The organism is Acinetobacter radioresistens DSM 6976 = NBRC 102413 = CIP 103788 (genome assembly GCF_006757745.1).
In the GTDB taxonomy this organism is placed as follows: Bacteria; Pseudomonadota; Gammaproteobacteria; order Pseudomonadales; family Moraxellaceae; genus Acinetobacter; species Acinetobacter radioresistens.
Window position 1 is genome coordinate 1,098,255 of sequence record NZ_AP019740.1, and the last position, 22,315, is coordinate 1,120,569.

Below are 22,315 nucleotides of genomic sequence, written 5' to 3' on the forward strand. Positions count from 1 at the left end.
TCTGGTGTTTAAAATGAATAAATATTTTACTTGCTATGTGGTTGCTTCTCTTTTTCTTTCTGGTTGTACGGTTCAGCATAATTTAATAAATGAAACCCCGAGTCAGATTGTTCAAGGACATAATCAGGTGATTCATCAATACTTTGATGAAAAAAACACCTCAGGTGTGCTGGTTATTCAAACAGATAAAAAAATTAATCTATATGGTAATGCTCTAAGCCGCGCAAATACAGAATATGTGCCAGCCTCTACATTTAAAATGTTGAATGCCCTGATCGGATTGGAGAACCAGAAAACGGATATTAATGAAATATTTAAATGGAAGGGCGAGAAAAGGTCATTTACCGCTTGGGAAAAAGACATGACACTAGGAGAAGCCATGAAGCTTTCTGCAGTCCCAGTCTATCAGGAACTTGCAAGACGTATCGGTCTTGATCTCATGCAAAAAGAAGTAGAACGTATTGATTTCGGTAATGCTGAAATTGGACAGCAGGTTGACAATTTCTGGTTGATAGGCCCATTAAAGGTCACGCCTATTCAAGAGGTAGAGTTTGTTTCTCAATTGGCACATACACAGCTTCCATTTAGTGAAAAAGTGCAGGCTAATGTAAAAAATATGCTACTTCTAGAAGAGAGTAATGGCTACAAGATTTTTGGAAAGACTGGTTGGGCAATGGATATAAAACCACAAGTGGGCTGGTTGACCGGCTGGGTTGAGCAGCCAGATGGAAAAATTGTCGCTTTTGCATTAAATATGGAAATGCGGTCAGAAATGCCTGCATCTATACGTAATGAATTATTGATGAAATCATTAAAACAGCTGAATATTATTTAAGAGCTTGACAGAAACTCTAATTTTATAAAAAGCCCACTTGAGATAAATGGGCCTTTTATAATCTGTCTAAAAATGAAACCTGTTAATTTTTCTAGTTTAAAATTTTACAGTGCTTTTAGTTGTTGTGATCCAATCCAGTGTTTAGAGAACTGATAGGCGGCACGTCCTGACCGTTGACCACGTGCCTGACACCAGCGTAGGGCTTCAGCACGGGCTTCGTCATTCATTGGCATATCTGCTTTAGCAAGATAGTGTTCCACAATGGTTAAATACAGGTTTTGATCCATTGGATAGAATGAAAGCCACATTCCAAAACGATCCGAGAGTGAAATTTTTTCCTCAATGGCTTCTTGTGGATGCAACTCGGTATATTGCGGTACATCTACACGAGTCACTGGCGTATTCTCATGCATAAACTCTGGTAACAGATGTCGACGGTTGCTGGTTGCATAAATAATAAAATTACTTGAACCTGACTGTAATGAGCCATCAAGTACACTTTTTAAGCTGCGATAGTTTTCATCTTCAGCATTAAAGGCTAGATCATCGCAGTAGACAATGAACTTTTCCGGACGCTTCTGGATGAGCTTCTGGATTTCAGGAAGATCAGACAGATCATCACGTTCAATTTCAATTAAACGTAATCCTTGATCTTTATACTCGGTTAAAAGGGCACGGACAATTGAAGATTTTCCTGTCCCGCGTGAACCGGTAAGGAGAACATCATTGGCGGGCAGATTCTGCAAAAATTGTCGTGTATTTTGAATAATTTTTTCTTTTTGTCTTTCGATTCCTTTCAGGTCATCTAAATAGATTTGTTTCGGTTCGAAAATGGGTTTAAGTTGTTTATCCTGCCATTTGTAAGCCGGAGCAGAGAAGTCTGTCTGCTGTTTAAGCTCAGGTAAAAATTGCTGGACCTGCTGTAATACGGTAGAGAGAGTTTGAAGTATATTCTCTGGTAGAGTGAGGTTTGTCATAATTTTTCAGGTGTTATCGAAATAGCTAAATAGTAGCACTAGCAATACCGTAAATAGTACTACAATATCAAAAAGGCCAATGAATTATAGTTTTTTGCAATTGATTAGTGGCGAAAAAGATCAGATTTTCTCAATAAAAACTTTGAGCACAAATATCAAAGGATAGGCACATAATGTTAAAAGAATTAACTCAAACTATTAATCCGCATCAGGCATATCGGGTTAAGAAATTAAAACATCAGCTGGAAGGGGCCGAATCCTATGAAGAGTGGAAATCTGTTGCATTAAAACTTGATGAAGAAACCGGTGCTCAAGAATGGAAACTCGACAATAGCTCTCCTTATTTTGATGCAGAGATTATTTCACATCGTTTGAACCTGCTTAAAAAATATCGCCTGCAGCAGCGTACTTTAGACCTGGTCGCTATTTTACGTGAAGGCTTAAGTTATGATATTGCAAACATTGGCCATCCAATGTTGTTTACCGCAACGTATATTGGTACTAAAAAAATAATTGAAGATTACATTGAGGAAATGAGTGCAAGCTTGGCTTATATTGCCTCTAATGAATGTCATAGCTTTAGCCTGAAAGAAAAAATAGACTTTTTTGAAAACTGCCAGATTGCTTATGGACAGCCCGTACTCATGTTTTCAGGCGGCGCTACTTTAGGGTTATTTCATACAGGGGTCTGTAAAACCCTGATTGAACAAGATTTGATGCCCAAAGTGCTGTCAGGTTCGAGTGCAGGCGCCATTATGACTGCCATGCTAGGGGTTTCTTCGCCTAATGAACTGGAAAGTATTATGAGTGGAGAGAGTTTTTTTACCGAAGCTTTCCATTTTCGTAAACTGACTGATGTACTCAAAGGTAATGGCGGTCTGGCCGATGTGCGCTATCTCAAGCAGTTTCTGATGGAAAATCTTGGAGACCTGACTTTTGCTGAAGCCTATGAAAAATCCGGACTACACATTAACGTTGCTGTGGCGCCATATGATGCAACACAAAATGCCCGGATTATGAATGCCTATACTGCACCTAATTTGCTGGTCTGGAGCGCTGTATTGGCTTCCTGTGCGGTTCCAGTTCTGTTCCCACCGGTACGCCTGACCAGCAAACGCTATGATGGTCAATATACCCAGTATATGGGCAATACTAAATGGGTAGATGGCAGTGTACGCAGTGATTTCCCACAAGAAAAAATGGCCCGTCTGTATAACCTGAATTATAGTATCGCCAGTCAGGTGAATCCGCATGTTGTGCCATTTATGCAAAGTGATGAAAACCGCTATCGTAAAGATGTTCTGAGCTGGCCCGAACGGATTGTACGACGTCAAGGTAAAGTGATCGCTATGGGAATGATGGATTTTACTCGTGAACGCTTAGGTGCAATCCAGCCTGTACGCCGTTTGCTTGATCACGGCTATGGCATTATTGGACAACGTTATTACGGCGATGTAAATATTATCGCCAAATATAATTTACGTCATTATAGCTATATGCTGAAAAATCCGCGACCACATCTGTTTAAGCTATTACAGCGTGAAGGAGAGCAGGCAACCTGGCCTAAAATCTCCATGATTGAAATTCATGCCCGTATCGGAAAAACAATTCAGCATTGTCTGGAGCTTCTACATTATCAAGAAACTCAGCAAGAGAAAAGTCAAGATCATGCAGATGCCTGATCTTGAGAATTCATTTGAAAACCTGATTCTGCGAAATAGCCTGTCAAGCCAGAGGTTTGGCCGCCGTCTGTATCATTTGAGCCAAAATGGAACACCCTATTGGCTTAAGTTTCAACTGCCCAAAGTGCAGCTCGAATATGAAAAAGGATTTTTACATGAATTGCAAATTTATCGAAGGCTGGGAAAATTAGAGCCAAGTATTCTTCTGCCTGCACGTATCATTGAGTTAAATCAGATAGCGGAATTTAGCCACTTAAAAGGGGAGGGATTAATTCTGCCTCACGGTGATTACTGGTTGGGTCAGCCTGCACAGCAACTATCTTTTGAACAAGTACAGCAGAAAATTTTTGCAATGATAGGCTGTTTGCAAATTTTACATCAAACTGGCTGGGTTCATGGTGACTTAAAGCCACAGCATTTTTTATATTGCCATAATCAGCTCACTTTAATTGATTTTGAGCAGAGTCAGTCGGTTACACAAGTTCATAAGGTCACCGCATTGAATGCTACACCACGCTATATGGCGCCAGAGCTGTTTCATGGAGAAATAAAAACGGTTAGAACTGATTTATATGCACTTGGAGTTATTTTATATGAGTGGTTAACTGGCCAACGTCTAAGTGCCAGAAATTATCAGGATTGGGCAGTGCTACACTGTCAGACGTTAAAAATAAGATTACCAGACGCATTTATGCCATTTTTTCCGCTATTAAATGGCTTGCTAAGCAAATATAAAGATCAGCGTTTTCAACAGGTAAATGAAGCGCTCTATCATTTGAAATATTAGAAATGTTTCAAAAATAAACATAAGTTTTTGATTTGTTTTTTATTTAAGCAAACGCTAGGTTTTTTCATAAAAAAGGCTTGTCATGATTCTGTCTTCTCTATAATATACACAGCCATCGGGGGCGTGGCGAAATTGGTAGACGCACTGGATTTAGGTTCCAGCGCCGCGAGGTGTAAGAGTTCGAGTCTCTTCGCCCCCACCATTTTAAAGAGAATTATTTTCTTTAAAATTTATTTAGGTGAAAATCCTGAATACGCTTCAAATAGAGGATTGGTGTAATGGTAGCATGACGGTCTCCAAAACCGTTCGTCAAGGTTCGAATCCTTGATCCTCTGCCAATTATCTTTTGAGATAATTTTATATCATCGGGGGCGTGGCGAAATTGGTAGACGCACTGGATTTAGGTTCCAGCGCCGCGAGGTGTAAGAGTTCGAGTCTCTTCGCCCCCACCAATGATGATAGATAACGGGGATGTGGCGAAATTGGTAGACGCACTAGCTTCAGGTGCTAGCGCCGCGAGGTGTAGGAGTTCGAGTCTCCTCATCCCCACCAGATTCAAAAAGACCAGTATATTTAATACTGGTCTTTTTCTTATGGGAGAAATTATTGAAAACTTGAAAAAGTACCAGCTATTTAAAATTATATAAGCTGGCCTTTTAAATATTAATGCAAAAAATATAAATAAAATGATTCACTTAAGCTTTTAGATGATCTTCGAATTCTTCCCCAAGTTGCACAGCCAGAGAATTACCTGAAAGTTCACAAGTGACTAAGCCATATTGTTTTTTAAAACTGAATGTAAACCCACGGCCATCGGCCAGACTTTTAACTGAGTATCCCAATTTTTCTAACCAAATTTTGAAAGCTATTAAATTTTTTGCTTTGACAACTCTTTTCATCAGAGATCTCCTGCTTGACATATAAGTAAATTAATAAGGCTATTTCTTTATAATTTAAAGGGCAGATATATATCTTTTGGTGAGATAATATTATTTTAATTAATATAGAGTTAAAAAAATAATTAAATTTCACAGAAAATATTTTATTTAACTTATTGAATAGATTAATTTTAAATTAAATAGGCCTGTAGAAAAAGCTTTAATCAGGTAATTGTAAAAAATAATGTCTAATTTAAGAAAAATTAATTATCTAGCCTATTAAAAGCTATGTATAAATCAACCTCAAGACAGCTTGATGAAAGGCTTATCCTTAGCAAGGATAAACCCAGTTCAAAATTATGAACCACTTAGAAATTATCTTTTAGTATGCGAATACGCGAAAACTCTTCTTCGCTCTCCGCCCTTAAAAAAGGATTGGTTTCAAGTTCCAGTGCAATCGTAGTTGGAAGCGTGCACTGATGGGAGTCACGCATTTTTCTCACCTGCTCCACACGGCTATGTAGTGCCAGATTATCTGGTTCAACTGTCAGCGCAAATTCAGCATTGGAGAGTGTATATTCATGGGTACAATATACTTGTGTCCTTGGAGGTAAAGCGGCTAACCGGTTAAGTGAGTGATACATCTGTGCATATGTCCCTTCAAATACTCGCCCACACCCCATGGCAAATAAAGTATCACCACAAAATACAATGTCTAGCTCATCAATAAAATAAACAATATGGCCCAAGGTGTGTCCCGGTACAGCTAAAATATCTACTTTTAAATGGTTAAATTTAAAGTGATTCTCATGCTGTAAGGGATGAGAAATAAAGGGAATATGGCTAAGTTCTTCTCGTGGCCCATAGACTGGAATATTCCGCTCAGTAATCAGTTCAGGCACACCACCAATGTGATCCTTGTGCCAATGAGTGAGCCAAATCTGTGATAATATGAGGTTATGGGTTTGACAGAAGTCTTGTACGAGTTGAGCCTCAGTAGGATCAATTACAACTGCTTCCTTAGTTGAACTATCTTCAAGTATCCAGATATAATTCTGAAGCTGGTTTTTAACATCAATGCAATGCACTTTATATGTCATGTTTTTCCTAAACACTCAGATCTTTTTATTAGTATAACCAATCTCCAGAAAGAATTATGTGCTTATATTTTTCGACCAGAAAGAAAAAAGCCCGCCATTAGCGAGCTTAATTTATTGATAAAAAATTAGCTCTGTTCGCGTGCAATTGCACGATACCCAATATCTTTACGGTATTGAACGCCATCAAACGTTACTTTTTCACAAAACTCTAATGCTTTCGCTTGCGCTTCACCAATAGTATTGCCAAGGGCAGTCACACAGAGTACACGACCACCCGCCGTCACAATCTCGCCATTTTCATTGGCTTTGGTTCCTGCATGGAATACTTTGGCATCCGTCATTTCAGTGTTTAGACCAGAAATCACATCACCACTGCTTGAGGTCTCTGGGTAGCCTTTAGACGCTAAAACGATACCAACCGTTTTACGCTCATCCCATTCAGCTTCTGAAGGCAAATTACCTTCAATACCTGCTTGAACTAAATCTACCAAAGATGATTTTAAACGCATCATAATTGGTTGCGTTTCAGGGTCGCCAAAACGACAGTTAAACTCGATTACTTTCGGTTGACCTTGTTCATCAATCATTAAGCCTGCATATAAGAAACCTGTATAAACATGACCGTCTTTTTTCATACCTTCAACGGTAGGACGCATCACTTCATTCATAGTTTTTTCAAATACGTCAGCAGTCACCACAGGCGCAGGAGAGTAAGCACCCATACCACCAGTGTTAGGACCTTGGTCTCCTTCAAAAATGCGTTTGTGATCCTGTGAAGTGGCCATTGGCAAGATGTTGTCACCATCGATCATACAAATGAAAGATGCTTCTTCACCCGAAAGGAATTCTTCGATCACAACACGAGAACCCGCATCACCAAATTTGTTACCAGCAAGCATGTCGTCAATCGCAGCAAATGCTTCTTCATTGGTCATCGCAACGATTACGCCTTTACCTGCAGCAAGGCCGTCAGCCTTGATCACAATTGGCGCGCCATTTTTCTCAACAAATGCTTTGGCAGCATCTACTTCAGTGAACACGTCATAGAAAGCAGTAGGGATGTTGTGGCGTTTAAGGAAGTGTTTTGCGAATGCTTTAGAGCCTTCTAGTTGTGCTGCAAATTTCGTTGGACCCCAAATTTTGATACCTGCAGCGCGGCAAGCATCGACTACGCCGTTTACAAGTGGTGCTTCAGGACCGACAACAATCAATTCAACCGCATTGTTTTTGGCAAAATCAATAATGGTAGGGTTGTCGAGAATGTCTAAAGCGACATTTTCACATTTATTTTCAGTTGCAGTACCTGCATTACCTGGCGCTACAAAAACTTTTGCAACTTGATCATCTTGTGCGATTTTCCACGCCAATGCATGTTCACGGCCGCCACTACCCAAAACTAAAATGTTCATCTTTAGAAAATTCCCTCGAAAATGAAATTCCACAAACCCAATGAGGTTCAAAATTATTTAATATCTTATAGCAAGATATTAAATAATCTACTGATGTAGCAAACCCTCCTTGTGAAAAGAAGGGTCTGGAATTTATACTTAAAAATTAGTGGCGGAAATGACGCATGCCAGTAAAGACCATGGCAATTCCATGTTCATCCGCAGCAGCAATCGTTTCTTCATCACGCATTGAACCGCCTGGCTGAATAATGCATTTGATACCTGCTTTGGCAGCATTGTCGATACCATCGCGGAACGGGAAAAATGCATCTGATGCCATGACTGCACCTTCAACTATAAGTCCTGCATGTTCCGCTTTGATTGCAGCAATACGAGCTGAGTTAACACGGCTCATTTGACCTGCGCCCACACCAATCGTTTGGCGGTTTTTAGCATACACAATCGCGTTAGATTTTACGTATTTCGCCACTTTCCAGGCAAAAATCAGATCATCGATTTCCTGTTCAGTTGGTGCACGTTTCGTCACAACTTTAAGATCATCTTTAGTGATCATGCCCAAGTCTTGATCTTGAACCAGCAAACCGCCATTTACACGTTTATAGTCAAGCTGTGGAGCACGTTCATCAATCGCAGGAAGCTCGCCACAAACCAGTACACGTACATTTTTCTTCGCACCAGTGACTTCAAGCACGCCTTCAGCAATACTTGGTGCAATGATCACTTCAACGAATTGACGGTCAACAATCGCCTGTGCAGTTTCGACGTCTAATTGACGGTTGAATGCAATGATGCCACCGAATGCAGATTCTGGATCCGTTGCGTATGCAAGGTCATACGCTGCTTTGATACCGTCTAGAGAAACTGCAACGCCACATGGATTCGCGTGTTTTACGATCACGCAAGCAGGTTTAGCAAATGATTTCACGCATTCAAGTGCTGCATCAGTATCAGCAATATTATTATAAGATAATTCTTTGCCTTGTAACTGTTTTGCAGTGGCAACAGAAGCTTCGGTTGCTGCTGGATCTATATAGAATGCAGCAGATTGATGCGGGTTTTCACCGTAACGTAAATCTTGAGCTTTATTTAACTGAGTATTGAACGTACGTGGGAATTTATCTGCTTGGCCTTCTTCTTTACCGACACGAGCGCCTAAGTAAGATGCAATCATCCCATCATATTGCGCAGTATGTTCAAATGCTTTCACTGCCAGGTCAAAACGGGTTGCGTAAGATAAGGACCCTTCAGCTTTAAGCTCAGCAACCACGGCTGCATAATCAGAAGCATTTACCACAATACCTACAGAGGCATGATTTTTTGCCGCAGCACGAACCATGGTAGGGCCACCGATGTCGATATTCTCAATTGCATCTGCCAGTGAACAGTCAGGTTTTGCAACAGTAGCAGCAAATGGGTACAGGTTAACAACGACCAGATCAATCGGAGCAATATTGTGTTCTTGCATAACAGCTTCGTCTAGACCACGACGTGCAAGAATACCCCCATGAATTTTTGGATGCAGGGTTTTAACACGGCCATCCATCATTTCTGGAAAACCGGTATGCTCTGATACTTCAACCACAGCAATATTATTGTCTTTAAGTAGTTTGTAAGTACCACCAGTTGAAAGGATCTCCACTCCTAATGCAACAAGGTTTTGAGCAAAATCTACGATGCCCGTCTTATCAGAAACAGAGATTAAAGCGCGTTTAATAGTCATGATTTTTAAGTCTACAGATTAAAACAAATAGGCATAAAAAATGCCCACGAAGCGTGAGCATTTTATCATTTATTCACTCATCAAACCGTGAGCTTTCAACTTTTTACGTAAAGTACCACGGTTCAGTCCAAGAATCTCGGCGGCCCGTGTCTGGTTACCGCGAGTATATTCTAGAACTACAGATAAAAGAGGTTTCTCCATTTCTGCCAGCACCATGTCATATACCTGAGATGGTTGCTCACCTTGCAAAGACGCAAAGTAATGGCGAACCGCGCGATCTACATGGATGCGAAGTGCAACATCAGATTGTGCAGTAAAAATAGGAGATTTGCTATTCATGCGAGTTAATCCGAAAATCAAATATCACTTGGGTAAAGCGATAAATATGGTCTAGAAAAATGAAGCTCCGTCTTAGATCCTAAAAACGGAGCTCTAAAACTGGAAACAACTAGCTTGCCACAACTTCTCAAAATTGAGCAAAAAATAAGCGTAACAATAGTTGAAGTTTTGTTACAGTTATTTTTCAAAACAAAAAATCGGCTCCATGCGCTAAATTTATATAAAGCACATATTGCTTAACTGTATTTGTTGTGAATAAAAGCGAGAAGTATGTAAGGCTAAGCTTTCGTGGCGCGTATGATACCATTGTCTAAGAAAAAGTGAGCAAATTAACTGCAATTTTTTTTAATTTTTTTACAATTATGGACGGATTATTTCTAAATGGTAGTCATCAAAGTCTTTGCGGTCCACTGGAACTGTAAATTTGAACTTAAATGGACTATGCGTTGGTATACGGCGAACTTTATATAAATCATTCGTGAGATACTGTTCAGGGAGTATTACTGTATTAAAAATCTCTGCATTATGCTTATTAAGGCTAAGCTTGATACTTGGTATTTGAAGACTATTTTCATATTCATTCATTATTACACCAGAAAAAACTGTTTGTCCTTTACCGGCACGATTAACTTTAACTTTATCAATTTTAACCTGAGAGTAATAATCTTCCAGTTTTTCACAAGTCAGTACGGTACACACCTGTTTAAATAACAGGTTAAAGAATGGACTATCATTGATTATTTTAGGGTTAAACCAGAGTACCTGTAATATAAGCACCATAGCCAACAATACATTGATACTGCCCCAGAGCAGATAATAAAATCTTGTACTTCTAGGGTGGGGAGCTTCTTTAAGTGCATTGCCCCCTGAAAGATGCAGGGCTGGAAGTGATAACGTGCTTTCATTATGAAAGTAATTCAGATTGTTCAGATAAGTCAGCAGGTCAATATTTGAGTTCTCAATCTTGCGTTCAAAAATATCAAGAATATTGGCACTGGGCTCTAAACCAATTTTTTTACGTTCTCCAATATGGGTAGGTAAAGTACTTTTCTTTGTTGCAGAGCCCCGTGTTTCAGAAGAAACAGCAGGCTGAACCAGATGAGTTAGCGCATTAAAATTGATAGAACATTTAGGACAACAGACCATACCCTGAGCAATTGTAAGCTGGGTTAATGTTACCTTATAAATAGTAGTACATTTGGGGCAGCGGGTCTGTTTGTCACTCATCATTAAGTGCTCTCTATTATTAGTACTGGTGACGTTTTCCTGAAATACGGCACCAGTTTTCTTCACGTTTCTCTACGTCCAGAATATCGAAGTATTCTGAATAAACGCCAGATACATCATTTACCTGTTCTTCAATCACGCCTGCCAGTGCAAACTCACCTTCGGACTTGATCAATGTTGAGAACTCAGAAGCTAATGCCATAAGAGGACCGGCAAGAATGTTTGCAACGAGTATATCGGCTTGCTGACCTTTAAAAACAGTATTAAATTCCTCGGGTAATCCCACATATAATCGTTCTAGTACGCCATTTAGCTCGGCATTCTGCTGGGTAGCCAGTACAGCTTGTGGATCAATATCAGTAGCGTAAACCTGTTTCGCCCCTAACAGTAAGGCAGCGACACCTAAAATTCCGGAGCCACAGCCATAGTCGATCACAACTTTATCTTTAAGATCTGTCTTACCGAGCCATTGCAGACACAAGAAAGTACTTGCATGATTCCCTGTACCAAAAGCCAAGCCTGGATCAAGCTTAATATTGACTGCACCGGCTTCTGGCGGCTCTAACCATTCAGGCACGATCCAGAATTTTTCACCAATCTGAATGGGTTCATAATAATCCATCCATGAGCGTTCCCAGACTTGGTCTTCAAGCTCTTCACTACGAATAGGTGCTTCAGGTAACTGGCCATGAATAAAGGCTTCAAGCTTTTCTGTATCAATCGGATCATTTTCATCATCCTGATAGATACCTGTGACAATAACTTTATTCCATAGCGGGGTTTCGCCTGGAAGCGGCTCAAGCAGGTCCTGGTTTTCTGCATCATCTAAGGTCACGCTGACTGCCCCTAATGACATCAGCAATGTTTCAGTCAAATCAACCTGGTCCTGATTAACAGTAATATGAATTTGTAACCACTTCACAAGAAATAACCCAATCTATGTTTATTAAAAGACTATTGTAGCCGATTCATGACTAAAGCCTAGTTAAACTCTGGTAAAAGTTAAAAAAGCTGAGCTGCGTCTGGGATGTATAGTAACCTGATCAGGCTAACTCCTCTTGTAATTGAGGTTGAGGTGAATAACGATTAAGTAAGGTGCCAAAGATTGCAGCGAAAATATACATAATCAGTGAATAAACAACCGCTGGCATGGCAATAGTTGTACTTGACATAATTGTTAAGGCGATGGTCATGGCAAGCGTACTGTTATGAATGCCAATTTCAAAAGCACAGGCTCGAGCTTGCGCACTGTTAATCCCAAAGAAGCGCGGTATAAAATAACCAATTAACAGACTTGCAAAACAGAACAGGGCAGTTGCTGCACCAATTTGCATGAGATAGTCAAGAATGTTATTTCGCTCTTTAAACACGGCCACAATAATAATCAGAACAAGAAATATAACTGCAAATATACGTACTGGACGATTAAGTTTCTCGGCAATGCGAGGAGAAAAATGTCTCAATAACATGCCTAAACAGACCGGAACAATAATAATTAAAAAAACTTGAGCCACTTTGGAAAACTGTAAACCCACTTGTTGGCCATCAGTCATAAAATGCTGAATAGCCAGATTTACAATAAAGGGTAAGCTAAATGCTGCAACGACTGAGTTAATCGCAGTCAAGGTAATATTTAGGGCAATATCTCCCTTATAAAGGTAGCTGAACAAGTTTGCTGTTGGCCCGCCAGGGGAAGCCGCAAGTAACATCAAGCCTACCGCCAATGCAGGCGATAATGCCAATATTTTGCAAATAAAAAATGCAATACCTACTAGAATGAAAAGTTGACAGAATAATGCTAAAACTACAGCTTTCGGGTGTTTTTTAATACGGGCAAAATCTTTAGGGGTGAGTTCGAGACCAAGCCCGGCCATGATAATTGCCAGAGCAATAGGCAAAAATATGGTAATCAATCCTGAATCCATTGTTATTCCTTTTTTATTGTTAATGTTATAAATCTAATTTTTATTCAGTTTAGCGAAGTTTACGAGAAATACAAATGAAAAACGGTCAATGAGCAAAAGCTTTTGACCGTTTAACTAAAAACAGCCTTTACATTTAATATGCTAAAGGCTGAATTTATAGACCAAATTAACGTGGATGTGGCGGAGTAAAGCCTAGAGCACATTTACCACTCATTTGTTTGCCATTAATAGTTGCTGTAGCTGTACCACTTGCAGTTGTACAAGCATTATAAAGTTCTGGTTCGTCACCTATGAGGGAACTAGGATTGCCTGTAGGGAAGAACCGTGGTTCACAGGTACCATTCCAGATAATGCCACGATAAGCAAAACTTACCCAAGTGCCTTGGCTTTTGCCCTTACAGACTTGCTGATATTTTTGAGGATTATAGACTCGGTCAACTTTATCATTTGCGTTTGCAAAAGAGCTGACACATAAACCGCACAGGATACTAGATAACAATATTTTGGTTTTCATGGCATGTTTCCTTCTTAGTATAATCAAACTTAAGGATAAAAAATAATCAGAATAAAACAATTTTGATCTGGTAAGTTTTCATAAATTCTTGTGTACTTTTGAGGTAAATATGCAAATCTTAATTACATTTTTTAAAAAAATAAGGAACGTAGAATAGAAATAGAGGAACTAAGGAAAAATCTTCTACTCACTACGTCAAAATAAAATTTCTGCTATAATATTCTGTCTCCTTTTTTAGACTTATATTTACCACTATGCATTATCCTAAAGTATACGATGTCATTGTTATCGGTGGCGGTCACGCGGGTACGGAAGCGGCGCTTGCTGCTGCACGTATGGGTCGACAGACCTTGCTCTTGACTCATAACATTGAGACTTTGGGGCAAATGAGCTGTAATCCAGCCATTGGTGGTATCGGTAAGTCACATCTAGTGCGTGAGATTGATGCCTTGGGCGGTGCAATGGCACTGGCAGCGGATAAAGGTGGTATACAGTTCCGTATTCTGAATTCGCGTAAAGGTGCTGCAGTACGAGCAACCCGTGCACAGGCAGACCGGATTCTTTATAAAGCAGCTATCCGTAATGTTCTAGAGAATCAGGCAAATCTGGATATCTTCCAACAGGCTGCTGATGACCTGATTGTAGAAGGCGATACTGTTAAAGGTGTCGTAACGCAAATGGGTATCCGCTTTGATACCAAGACAGTCGTGTTAACAACAGGTACTTTTTTGGGTGGTGTCATTCATGTTGGTCTGGAAAAATCAAGTGGTGGTCGGGCAGGTGATCCACCGTCAATTTCTCTAGCACATCGTTTACGTGAATTAAAATTGCCAGTAGGTCGTCTGAAAACAGGTACACCGCCACGTATTGATGCGCGTTCGGTTGATTTTTCTGTCATGACACCACAGCCGGGTGATTTTCCTTCTCCAACCATGTCTTTCATGGGTGATGCATCCATGCATCCTGAACAGGTAAACTGTTATATTACCCATACTAACGAGAAGACTCATGAGATCATTCGTGGCGGACTTGACCGTTCACCAATGTATACTGGTGTGATTGAAGGGGTAGGACCGCGTTATTGTCCGTCTATTGAAGACAAGATACACCGTTTTGCCGATAAAGATTCGCATCAGGTGTTTCTGGAGCCAGAGGGCTTGGATACTCATGAGCTGTATCCTAATGGAATTTCAACCTCTTTACCATTTGATGTGCAATTTGAGCTGGTCCGTTCAATTCGCGGTATGGAAAATGCCCACATTCTGCGTCCGGGCTACGCCATTGAATATGATTATTTTAATCCGCAAGCCTTAAAATTTACTTTAGAAACCAAAGCTATTAGTAACCTGTATTTTGCCGGACAGATTAATGGTACGACTGGCTATGAAGAAGCAGGTGCACAAGGTTTGCTTGCAGGTCTGAATGCTGCACGTCGTGCCTGGGAGCAGGAAGAGTGGACGCCTAAACGTGATCAGGCGTATATGGGAGTCTTGGTGGATGATCTCATTACTTTAGGAACTAAAGAGCCATACCGTATGTTTACCTCACGGGCGGAATATCGTCTGATGTTGCGTGAAGATAATGCTGACCAGCGTCTGACCCCAGTAGGTCGTGAAATGGGTCTCGTCGATGACGTGCGTTGGGCGGCATACTGTGAAAAAATGGAAGCTGTTGAGCGTGAAACGTCCCGTTTGCAGCACTTGTGGGCGGCGCCTAATAATCCGATGGGTAAAAAATTCGTTGAGATGACAGGGCAGGATTTAAGTAAGGAATCTAGTGCAATTGACCTGTTAAAACGTCCGAATGTAACTTTTGAGCAAATTGCTGAACTTACAGACTCTGAGGTTACTCAGCAGGTGGGTGATCAGATTGAGATTGCTGTAAAATACGCGGGCTATATCAATCGCCAGCATGAAGATGTTGCACAGATGAAACGTCTGGAAGAAACCCGGATTCCGGCTGATTTTAATTATGATGTAGTGTCTGGTCTTTCGCGTGAAATTACCCAGAAATTAAAAACTGTATTGCCTGAAACCTTGGCACAAGCCAGCCGTATTCCTGGTGTAACACCGGCAGCAGTACAACTGATTATGATTACGATCCGTAAAAATGCCCAGATAAAAAAGACAGCTTAACTGAAAAAAAGCCTGCTTAATGCAGGCTTCTTTATATATGTATTTCCGTAAATATTTTCAAAATAAATATTAAGATAAAAATTTAGAAAACTTAGCTAATCTATTTATTTCACAGTTCCTATATTGAATTGTTAAAGTACTCTTACACCCAAATAGAGGAGAGTTATTTTATGACAATACGCCGTATACGCTTTAATACTGACATGCTGGCTTGCCGATGTTAATAGCTGATTTAGATAGTATAAAAAACGGGTTTTCAAGTTTATATGGCTATAGCGTATGTAAAACTGGCCTTAATCTGGTTTAAAAGAATAATATTTTTTCTGTTATTTAAAATGATAATAAAAAGTCTCAGAGAGCTACAAATAGCTCTCTTTTTTTATTCTTCGGTTTCATACACCGCAGCAGCGACCTGTGCAGGTTCTATACGTAATAGCTTTTTACCAAAACTTCTTAACCACCAAACCAATTGTGATGTAAAGGGCACATGAGCACTAATTTCAACCACATGCTCCTCAAGTATACTAATGGTCTGATCTTTACTGAGCTGACTTTCGTAAAAACTTTGAGCGGTACTTTCTGACATTACCAGTTTCAGCTCAACTGTTTCAGTGGGCTTGTTATAATCTACACGAAAGCCTAAAGCGCCTGACTCGATATAGACATCAATATCAAAATCTACGGGATGTAATGATCTTGAGTTGAGTACTATGGCAGATTTAAAACGATGAAGAGCAAAGGTCTGTACTTCATTTTTATCATGACGGGTACAGATCAGATAAATGATGGCACCTTTTTGTACCAGCCCTAATGGATTTAAAATATAGGTTTTTTCTTCCGAATGATGCCCACGTGCTCGATAAACACATTCTATCTGTTTATCTTGCAATAACCCTTCATAAATTGCCTGTTGTGCCTGCCGGTCTACTACAGGTGGAATAAGCGGCTGGGTCGCAGGAACAATCCGGACCCGGTTAATCCATTGCCGCACATTGTTTTGGGTAGAAAGGCTGCGCCGGGCCAGATCAAACCATGGGTTCATTTCTTCAATTAAACTGGGTGGCAACAGATGTTTAAGGTGTTCTTCTACCATCATAAAAGTTACAGCCTGAGAGCTGGTCATATGCGGCAAGCTCTGAATAGGCGCATCTGAGCGCCAACGCCAGCCCTGAGGCACGGTTTTATTACTTTCAATCGGGAAGCGTTGCGAAATCTGGTTCAAGTCCCGCTGGATCGTTCTCAAGCTGATATCAATACCTTCACGCTCAAGAATCTCTTGAAGTTCTCGCGTGCCCATCCATTTGCCCGTAGACAGGCGGGAAAGGATTTGCCACTGACGATACAGACTATTAGAGGTTTCTTTTTCTTGTGAGGTCATAATCACTATAAAGCTGGAAAAGTTGAATGAGTTAAAAGAATTAAAGAATACTTGGCAGTATCACAATAAAAAAAGTTGCAAGTATTAGCAATAGCTTAACAGAAAAAATACGTACACATATCTCGAAACAAGTTGCTGCATTAATACCATTGAGAAATAACAAGGTTTCAGCAATAAATAAGCTCCAAGATGACAAAAACTGGCATCCAATTTGCTAGATATAACTTAAAGGGATCATCCAATGTTAAAAGATGAATGTGAAACGAGTTTAATGATCGAAAGTTATAACGACACATGTATCGAACATTTTAATAAAAATAAAAAGATTGTAGTAGCTAATAGCGAAGACAAATTCAAACAACAATGTAGTCATAACATGCCTCCAACAGCTTATTTATTTGACCAGCTCAAATCAAAATTTTTTAATGAAATGCTGGATGACCAAAATATTAGCGGTGAAGCATCTAAAAAAATTGAAGAATGGTTATGCATGCGCAGTCTGCCTGAACTTCTAAGTCTACAACAACAGGCAAAAGAATATTTTCTCTACGAGGGAATTACCTTTACCGTTTATGGAGATGCAGAAGGGACAGAACGGACAATTCCTTTTGATTTGATTCCTCGGGTTATTGCCAGACAGCAATGGGATAAAATTGCTCAAGGCTGTGTACAGCGTGCAAAGGCTCTTAATTTATTTTTAGATGATATTTACCATCATCAGCATATTTTAAAAGAGGGTTTGATACCTGCAGAGCAGATCTTGCAGCATGAAGCTTTCTTACCACAGATGATGAACTGCTCCTTAAAAGGCCAAGTCTATTCGCAGGTCAGCGGTATTGATATCGTACGTGATAGCAGTGGAAGCTTTTTTGTGCTTGAAGATAATCTGCGTACACCTTCGGGCGTATCCTATATGCTGGAAAGCCGAAAAATCAGTAAAAAACTGATGCCTGATCTATGTCGCAGTAAACAGCTTTATGAGATCAGTCACTATCCACTTTTACTTAAAAGCATTTTAGAAGAAAGCGCTGATGTAGATAATCCGCAAATTGTGATTATGACACCTGGCCGTTTCAATAGCGCCTACTATGAACATGCATTTCTGGCGCGAGAGATGGGTGTACCGCTGGTTACAAACAGGGATCTATATGTTGAAAATAATAAAGTCTATATGAAAACTATTCGGGGTCGTAAGAGAATTGATGTGATCTACCGGCGGCTTGATGATGCCTTTCTGGATCCGACGACGTTCCGTCCTGACAGCGCTTTGGGGGTGTCGGGCCTGATGTCTGCATATTTAAGCCAAAACGTTGTACTGGCTAATGCTCCAGGTACAGGAGTAGCAGATGATAAATCTGTCTACCCATACGTTACTCAAATGATTGAATACTATTTGGGTGAAAAAGCTATATTAAATAATGTGCCTACCTATCAGTGCCGTTATTTACAGGATTTTGAATATGTCATGGATAATATGTCAAAACTGGTTATTAAGGAAGCTCAAGGTTCAGGCGGGTATGGAATGCTGATAGGTCCCCAAGCTTCAGCCAAGGAACTTAGGGAGTTTCGAGAGAAAGTCCGTATACAGCCTCATTTATATATTGCCCAGCCTACTTTAGATCTTTCTGTTTCACCAACCTTGGTGGAAGAAGGGCTTGCGGAACGTCATATTGATCTTCGGCCATTTATTCTTAGTTCACCGCAACGTACTGAAATTGTACCGGGTGGGCTAACTCGAGTAGCAATGCAAAAAGGGTCTTTAGTAGTAAATTCCTCACAGGGTGGAGGTATTAAAGATACTTGGGTGGTAGACACATTGCACTCCTGAACAATCGAATCGATAGAGGAAAAGTTAAATGATACTGTTAAGTTCGAATGCTTATAATATTTACTGGTTAGGTCGCTATCTGGCACGAACTCAATATCTATGTGGTCGTGTACCATTTAAAAATGATCAAGAAGCCGTTGAGTTTGCTCATGCTTTTTGTTTACCTGCCTATGATGCTTGTTCACTTAATGAATTGGTTTTTGACCCTGAACAACCCTATTCATTTAGCCAGCAATTTAAAACTGCTAAAGATAATATTCAGGAATTAAGAGGCTTGTTGAGTGCCAAGGCATATGCTGAATTAAATCAGCTGATTCGTCAGGCAAGTTCAAATGCCAGTTATTTATGTGATGTTGTGACAGACTGTACCGAAATTTTTGAATCTGAAGAACAGGATGTATTCCTATTCTTTATGTTAGGACAAAAAATTGAAATCCTTGATACACAACTGCGTTTCAAGCAGAGTATTCAAGGTACTCTTAATGATCTTGATACCATCGTAATGATGCTACATAGTTTGGGCTGGGAAGCGGTAGAGCTGGCTTGGCAAGAATTAAAAGAACATCCGACACTGATTGCTTTTTATGCATTCAATGACCAATTGCAATATATGTTTGAATTGAGTTAATAAATTAAAGAGGTCAATTAATTAGTCTGAGAAAATCTATCTGAAAAAAATAAGAATGTCCGATTTGGTTACTTTATTTAATGTATTGAATGTTTCACTATACAATTCAAATAGAGAGCTATACATGACAATAGGTTTTTTTAATCAATAAATGCTATCGTTTTGGAAGAAGCTTTTATACAGTAAAGGTGTCGTGTATTAAATGATACAGGCAAAAATATATCAGCTTAACTGTAATGGATAACGATCAAATCATTGTTTTCATAATCAGCTATTTCATGTTGAAAGCAGAAAGGATTTTTTGAAATGACCTATTGTTGTGGACTTCGATTAAAAGATGGGCTGGTGTTTATAAGTGACACGCGAACCAATGCAGGAGTAGATCATATTTCTGTATTCAAAAAATTATTCAGCTTCGGTGTAGAAGGTGAACGTTTCATTGTGATACAGACTTCTGGAAATCTGGCTACTACTCAAGCAGTGATTGGTCACTTAAAAAATCATCTGGCTCTGGACCAGAAACCCCATCTTTATAGTGTCAATACTATGTTCGAAGTGGCAGAGCTAATAGGACACACCTTAAAACGGGTAATTGCAGATGTGACTACTGACCCTGATGAAGAGAGCAACTACTATTGTAATCTACTGGTCGGTGGACAGATTAAAGGTTCGGCAATGCAGCTTTACCATATTTATCCTCAGGGAAATTTCATTTGCGCTACAAGCGATACTCCTTACTTTCAGATAGGGGAAAGTAAATATGGTAAACCAATTCTGGACCGCGCATTATCTTATGATATGCCGCTGGATGAAGCATTTCGTTGCAGTCTGATTTCTTTTGATTCTACCTTACGTTCAAATGTCTCTGTGGGAATGCCACTAGACTCACTCGTTTACCGTAAAGACAGCTTACATATACCATTAGGTAAACGTATTTATAGTGAAGATCCGTATTTCGAACATATCAGCAAGCAATGGTCAGATGCTTTACGCCGAGGTTTACAAAACTTACCTAAACCGACAGATGACTACTGGTTATAAAATTTAAAAATAGTGGCATAATATATTTCAATTCATAAATATAAAGACTACAAAGTGATACAGTTATGTTATGCCAGCAAGACCACTTCGCCTTCTGATTATTTACTTATGGATTTAAGAGAAATTCTTTCAGAAGCCCAATCATTTAATGCTCTTAATAGTATTAACGGTGTGCTTTTCTATGCAGATCAGTACTTTTTCCAGTGCTTGGAAGGCGAGCGTGAGCAGGTGCTTGATCTGTTTGAAAGAATTAAAGAAGATCAGCGCCATCAGGAAATTATAGAGTTTGGTGTACATCCAATCAGCGAGCAGAATTTTGATGGATGGGCAATGAAATTTGTACGTCGTAATAGTGAAGTAAGCGAGTTTTTTCAAAAACTCGGCCATTTACATTTTAGTCCGACTAAACTTAACCAGCAGAATTTAAATGATTTTCTGCATATATTGACTAAAGCAAGACAAGAAACCCAAGCCTGAGCTTGGGTTTTTAGTTTACTTAAGTATGCGCTTTGGTCTGTTACTTAGCCGGCAAAGCAGTTCATAGCCAATAGTCCCATTAGCTTCGGCTACTTCATCGACCAGACGCTGTTTGCCCCAGAGCTCTACCTGTGTGCCTAAAGTCACAGTCAAACCGCTTACATCCACCGCAATCATGTCCATAGAAACTCTTCCGATGACTGGCGCTGGCTTATTGTTAATCATGACATAATTTGGTTTTATAAAAGCACGTGGATAACCGTCACCATAACCAATAGATACGATAGCAATTTGCATATCTTGAGAGGCCACAAAAGTAGAGCCATAACCTACCGCCTCACCTGTTTGGATATGATTTAATGCAATGATTGCTGCATCAAATGTCATCACCGGCTTCAAGTCAAGCTCATGAGCAGACTTATCAGCAAAAGGTGAAGCACCATAAAGCATAATACCGGGACGCACATAATCAAAATTTAGCTCTGGCCATTTGAAAATCGCAGCAGAATTACAACAGGAGGCAAGTACAGGATCACAAGCCTCTTTAACCTGCAAGAATTGAGTTTTTTGTTGTTCATTCAGGGGATGATCAGCATCAGCATTTGCAAAATGCATGGCTAGCACACAGCTAAAGCCTTCAGCCTTTAAGGAGTTAATAATCTCGATAATCTCAGGAACTTTAAAACCTAAGCGGTTCATACCACTATTCAGTTTTACCCAGACTTTCAGATTTTTTGTAATATACTCTTCTTTACGGGCTTTTAACCAATCTAGTTGTGCTGATTGATGTATAACGCATTCAAGACCGTACTGAATAACGCTATCCATTTCCTCTTCAGAAAATATCCCTTCAATTAAGGTAATTGGTTGCTGATAACCTAATTTACGTATTTCCAGCGCCTCTTCTAGACAAGCAACACCAAAGTTATCCGTTGAATTTAAGGCTGCAAGACAGTCTTTGATTCCATGTCCGTAAGCATTGGCTTTAACCATACTAACGATTTTAGCAGTTGGGGCAAGTTGTTTAACACGGTTTAAATTATATTGCAGAGCCTGACTGTCAATATAAACTGTTGCTTGACGCACCCTGGTTACTCCTTGAGGGATTACAAATGCTGAGCTAATACAGTGAGTGCTGTATTAGTGAGTTATAGATATACTTAAAGACATCTGTTTAAAGATAATCAATAGCTGATCGTATTGGTTATTATTGTATTCCTATCATTTAAAAATAGACATAAATACTAATTAATTTATTAAAGGCTAATCACAGAAGTGTTACTTATTTAGTGCTAATTTACATAATATTAAGAGATTACTTGGGTAAAAATCTACTCACATCAGCTTATAGTCATAATATAATGTGTAATAAAGATATTAGTTTATAGTGAGTATGGATTTATTTTATAAAATAACAGGTTAATCTATTATGTGC

The 22,315-nt window shown here is 39.6% G+C and carries 20 protein-coding genes and 4 tRNA genes; 12 read left to right on the forward strand and 12 right to left on the reverse strand.

What is annotated here, in order from left to right:
* Window positions 1-13 precede the first annotated feature (13 nt).
* Complete coding sequence (locus ACRAD_RS05035; protein ID WP_005025422.1) at window positions 14-835, forward strand: OXA-23 family carbapenem-hydrolyzing class D beta-lactamase OXA-103; 822 nt, start codon at window positions 14-16, stop codon at window positions 833-835.
* A 104-nt stretch (window positions 836-939) separates the two neighbouring features.
* Here ACRAD_RS05035 and ACRAD_RS05040 read toward each other — a convergent pair whose 3' ends face one another.
* Window positions 940-1,812 (reverse strand): ATP-binding protein, encoded by an 873-nt coding sequence (locus tag ACRAD_RS05040; RefSeq protein ID WP_005025424.1) that lies wholly within the window; start codon window positions 1,810-1,812, stop codon window positions 940-942.
* Window positions 1,813-1,985: 173 nt separating this feature from the next.
* Here ACRAD_RS05040 and ACRAD_RS05045 point away from each other — a divergent pair, with 173 nt between their 5' ends.
* The 6 genes from ACRAD_RS05045 to ACRAD_RS05070 all read left to right on the forward strand — a co-directional run bounded on the left by ACRAD_RS05045 (window position 1,986) and on the right by ACRAD_RS05070 (window position 4,833).
* Window positions 1,986-3,494: a DUF3336 domain-containing protein gene (locus ACRAD_RS05045; RefSeq protein WP_005025427.1), complete on the forward strand. Its 1,509-nt coding sequence runs from the start codon at window positions 1,986-1,988 to the stop codon at window positions 3,492-3,494.
* Window positions 3,487-4,281: a protein kinase domain-containing protein gene (locus ACRAD_RS05050; protein WP_010700197.1), complete on the forward strand. Its 795-nt coding sequence runs from the start codon at window positions 3,487-3,489 to the stop codon at window positions 4,279-4,281. Before ACRAD_RS05045 ends, ACRAD_RS05050 begins: the two co-directional genes overlap by 8 nt.
* 117 nt (window positions 4,282-4,398) lie before the next feature.
* A tRNA-Leu gene (locus tag ACRAD_RS05055) sits at window positions 4,399-4,483 on the forward strand.
* Window positions 4,484-4,545: 62 nt separating this feature from the next.
* Window positions 4,546-4,619 (forward strand) — tRNA-Trp (locus ACRAD_RS05060).
* Between the two features lie 29 nt (window positions 4,620-4,648).
* Window positions 4,649-4,733: transfer RNA gene (locus ACRAD_RS05065), tRNA-Leu, on the forward strand.
* Between the two features lie 15 nt (window positions 4,734-4,748).
* Window positions 4,749-4,833, forward strand: a tRNA-Leu gene (locus ACRAD_RS05070).
* A gap of 143 nt (window positions 4,834-4,976) precedes the next feature.
* Here the strand turns inward: ACRAD_RS05070 and ACRAD_RS05075 are convergent.
* The 9 genes from ACRAD_RS05075 to ACRAD_RS05115 form a co-directional block, all read right to left on the reverse strand.
* A complete protein-coding gene (locus ACRAD_RS05075; RefSeq protein WP_005014876.1) occupies window positions 4,977-5,180 on the reverse strand; it encodes a hypothetical protein in 204 nt (67 codons plus the stop codon).
* Between the two features lie 347 nt (window positions 5,181-5,527).
* Window positions 5,528-6,259 (reverse strand): hydroxyacylglutathione hydrolase, encoded by a 732-nt coding sequence (gene gloB / locus ACRAD_RS05080; protein ID WP_005025431.1) that lies wholly within the window; start codon window positions 6,257-6,259, stop codon window positions 5,528-5,530.
* A gap of 125 nt (window positions 6,260-6,384) precedes the next feature.
* A complete protein-coding gene (gene purD, locus ACRAD_RS05085; protein ID WP_005025432.1) occupies window positions 6,385-7,668 on the reverse strand; it encodes a phosphoribosylamine--glycine ligase in 1,284 nt (427 codons plus the stop codon).
* 145 nt (window positions 7,669-7,813) lie between these two features.
* The gene (gene purH / locus ACRAD_RS05090) at window positions 7,814-9,388 is read right to left on the reverse strand and encodes a bifunctional phosphoribosylaminoimidazolecarboxamide formyltransferase/IMP cyclohydrolase (protein ID WP_005025433.1); all 1,575 of its coding nucleotides are present in this window, start codon (window positions 9,386-9,388) and stop codon (window positions 7,814-7,816) included.
* A 69-nt stretch (window positions 9,389-9,457) separates the two neighbouring features.
* On the reverse strand, window positions 9,458-9,727 hold the full coding sequence (fis, locus tag ACRAD_RS05095) for a DNA-binding transcriptional regulator Fis (protein WP_005014868.1): 270 nt from the start codon (window positions 9,725-9,727) through the stop codon (window positions 9,458-9,460).
* 360 nt (window positions 9,728-10,087) lie between these two features.
* On the reverse strand, window positions 10,088-10,957 hold the full coding sequence (locus ACRAD_RS05100) for a DUF3426 domain-containing protein (RefSeq protein WP_005025435.1): 870 nt from the start codon (window positions 10,955-10,957) through the stop codon (window positions 10,088-10,090).
* 16 nt (window positions 10,958-10,973) lie between these two features.
* Window positions 10,974-11,876, reverse strand: coding sequence for a 50S ribosomal protein L11 methyltransferase (gene prmA / locus ACRAD_RS05105; protein WP_005025437.1), 903 nt, complete (start codon window positions 11,874-11,876; stop codon window positions 10,974-10,976).
* A gap of 121 nt (window positions 11,877-11,997) precedes the next feature.
* A complete protein-coding gene (locus tag ACRAD_RS05110) occupies window positions 11,998-12,879 on the reverse strand; it encodes a bile acid:sodium symporter family protein (RefSeq protein ID WP_005025440.1) in 882 nt (293 codons plus the stop codon).
* A 166-nt stretch (window positions 12,880-13,045) separates the two neighbouring features.
* On the reverse strand, window positions 13,046-13,393 hold the full coding sequence (locus ACRAD_RS05115; RefSeq protein ID WP_005014853.1) for a hypothetical protein: 348 nt from the start codon (window positions 13,391-13,393) through the stop codon (window positions 13,046-13,048).
* A gap of 254 nt (window positions 13,394-13,647) precedes the next feature.
* Here ACRAD_RS05115 and mnmG point away from each other — a divergent pair, with 254 nt between their 5' ends.
* Entirely contained in the window at window positions 13,648-15,528 is a 1,881-nt protein-coding gene (gene mnmG, locus ACRAD_RS05120; RefSeq protein WP_005014852.1) for a tRNA uridine-5-carboxymethylaminomethyl(34) synthesis enzyme MnmG, read from the forward strand.
* 379 nt (window positions 15,529-15,907) lie between these two features.
* Here mnmG and ACRAD_RS16595 read toward each other — a convergent pair whose 3' ends face one another.
* Window positions 15,908-16,906 carry a helix-turn-helix transcriptional regulator gene (locus tag ACRAD_RS16595; protein WP_005014848.1) on the reverse strand — a complete coding sequence of 333 codons (999 nt, stop codon included), beginning with the start codon at window positions 16,904-16,906 and terminating at the stop codon, window positions 15,908-15,910.
* A gap of 241 nt (window positions 16,907-17,147) precedes the next feature.
* Between ACRAD_RS16595 and ACRAD_RS05130 the strand changes: the two genes are divergently transcribed.
* The 4 genes from ACRAD_RS05130 (at window position 17,148) to ACRAD_RS05145 (ending at window position 20,880) form a co-directional block, all read left to right on the forward strand.
* Window positions 17,148-18,734 carry a circularly permuted type 2 ATP-grasp protein gene (locus ACRAD_RS05130; RefSeq protein WP_005025443.1) on the forward strand — a complete coding sequence of 529 codons (1,587 nt, stop codon included), beginning with the start codon at window positions 17,148-17,150 and terminating at the stop codon, window positions 18,732-18,734.
* Between the two features lie 28 nt (window positions 18,735-18,762).
* Window positions 18,763-19,362 (forward strand): alpha-E domain-containing protein, encoded by a 600-nt coding sequence (locus ACRAD_RS05135; protein ID WP_005014846.1) that lies wholly within the window; start codon window positions 18,763-18,765, stop codon window positions 19,360-19,362.
* A gap of 306 nt (window positions 19,363-19,668) precedes the next feature.
* Window positions 19,669-20,403: a proteasome-type protease gene (locus ACRAD_RS05140; protein ID WP_005014845.1), complete on the forward strand. Its 735-nt coding sequence runs from the start codon at window positions 19,669-19,671 to the stop codon at window positions 20,401-20,403.
* 54 nt (window positions 20,404-20,457) lie between these two features.
* Window positions 20,458-20,880, forward strand: coding sequence for a BLUF domain-containing protein (locus ACRAD_RS05145; protein ID WP_005404197.1), 423 nt, complete (start codon window positions 20,458-20,460; stop codon window positions 20,878-20,880).
* Window positions 20,881-20,895: 15 nt separating this feature from the next.
* On the opposite strand, the gene alr is transcribed toward ACRAD_RS05145, so the two are convergent.
* Window positions 20,896-21,966 carry an alanine racemase gene (alr, locus tag ACRAD_RS05150; RefSeq protein ID WP_005014839.1) on the reverse strand — a complete coding sequence of 357 codons (1,071 nt, stop codon included), beginning with the start codon at window positions 21,964-21,966 and terminating at the stop codon, window positions 20,896-20,898.
* Between the last annotated feature and the right edge of the window lie 349 nt (window positions 21,967-22,315).

Bases quoted from the DNA above. Each gene is read 5' to 3' on its own strand.
- ACRAD_RS05035 (WP_005025422.1), top strand. From the start codon at position 14: ATGAATAAATATTTTACTTGCTATGTGGTTGCTTCTCTTTTTCTTTCT.
- ACRAD_RS05040 (WP_005025424.1), bottom strand. From the start codon at position 1,812: ATGACAAACCTCACTCTACCAGAGAATATACTTCAAACTCTCTCTACC.
- ACRAD_RS05045 (WP_005025427.1), top strand. From the start codon at position 1,986: ATGTTAAAAGAATTAACTCAAACTATTAATCCGCATCAGGCATATCGG.
- ACRAD_RS05050 (WP_010700197.1), top strand. From the start codon at position 3,487: ATGCCTGATCTTGAGAATTCATTTGAAAACCTGATTCTGCGAAATAGC.
- ACRAD_RS05075 (WP_005014876.1), bottom strand. From the start codon at position 5,180: ATGAAAAGAGTTGTCAAAGCAAAAAATTTAATAGCTTTCAAAATTTGG.
- gloB (WP_005025431.1), bottom strand. From the start codon at position 6,259: ATGACATATAAAGTGCATTGCATTGATGTTAAAAACCAGCTTCAGAAT.
- purD (WP_005025432.1), bottom strand. From the start codon at position 7,668: ATGAACATTTTAGTTTTGGGTAGTGGCGGCCGTGAACATGCATTGGCG.
- purH (WP_005025433.1), bottom strand. From the start codon at position 9,388: ATGACTATTAAACGCGCTTTAATCTCTGTTTCTGATAAGACGGGCATC.
- fis (WP_005014868.1), bottom strand. From the start codon at position 9,727: ATGAATAGCAAATCTCCTATTTTTACTGCACAATCTGATGTTGCACTT.
- ACRAD_RS05100 (WP_005025435.1), bottom strand. From the start codon at position 10,957: ATGATGAGTGACAAACAGACCCGCTGCCCCAAATGTACTACTATTTAT.
- ACRAD_RS05110 (WP_005025440.1), bottom strand. From the start codon at position 12,879: ATGGATTCAGGATTGATTACCATATTTTTGCCTATTGCTCTGGCAATT.
- ACRAD_RS05115 (WP_005014853.1), bottom strand. From the start codon at position 13,393: ATGAAAACCAAAATATTGTTATCTAGTATCCTGTGCGGTTTATGTGTC.
- mnmG (WP_005014852.1), top strand. From the start codon at position 13,648: ATGCATTATCCTAAAGTATACGATGTCATTGTTATCGGTGGCGGTCAC.
- ACRAD_RS16595 (WP_005014848.1), bottom strand. From the start codon at position 16,906: ATGACCTCACAAGAAAAAGAAACCTCTAATAGTCTGTATCGTCAGTGG.
- ACRAD_RS05130 (WP_005025443.1), top strand. From the start codon at position 17,148: ATGTTAAAAGATGAATGTGAAACGAGTTTAATGATCGAAAGTTATAAC.
- ACRAD_RS05135 (WP_005014846.1), top strand. From the start codon at position 18,763: ATGATACTGTTAAGTTCGAATGCTTATAATATTTACTGGTTAGGTCGC.
- ACRAD_RS05140 (WP_005014845.1), top strand. From the start codon at position 19,669: ATGACCTATTGTTGTGGACTTCGATTAAAAGATGGGCTGGTGTTTATA.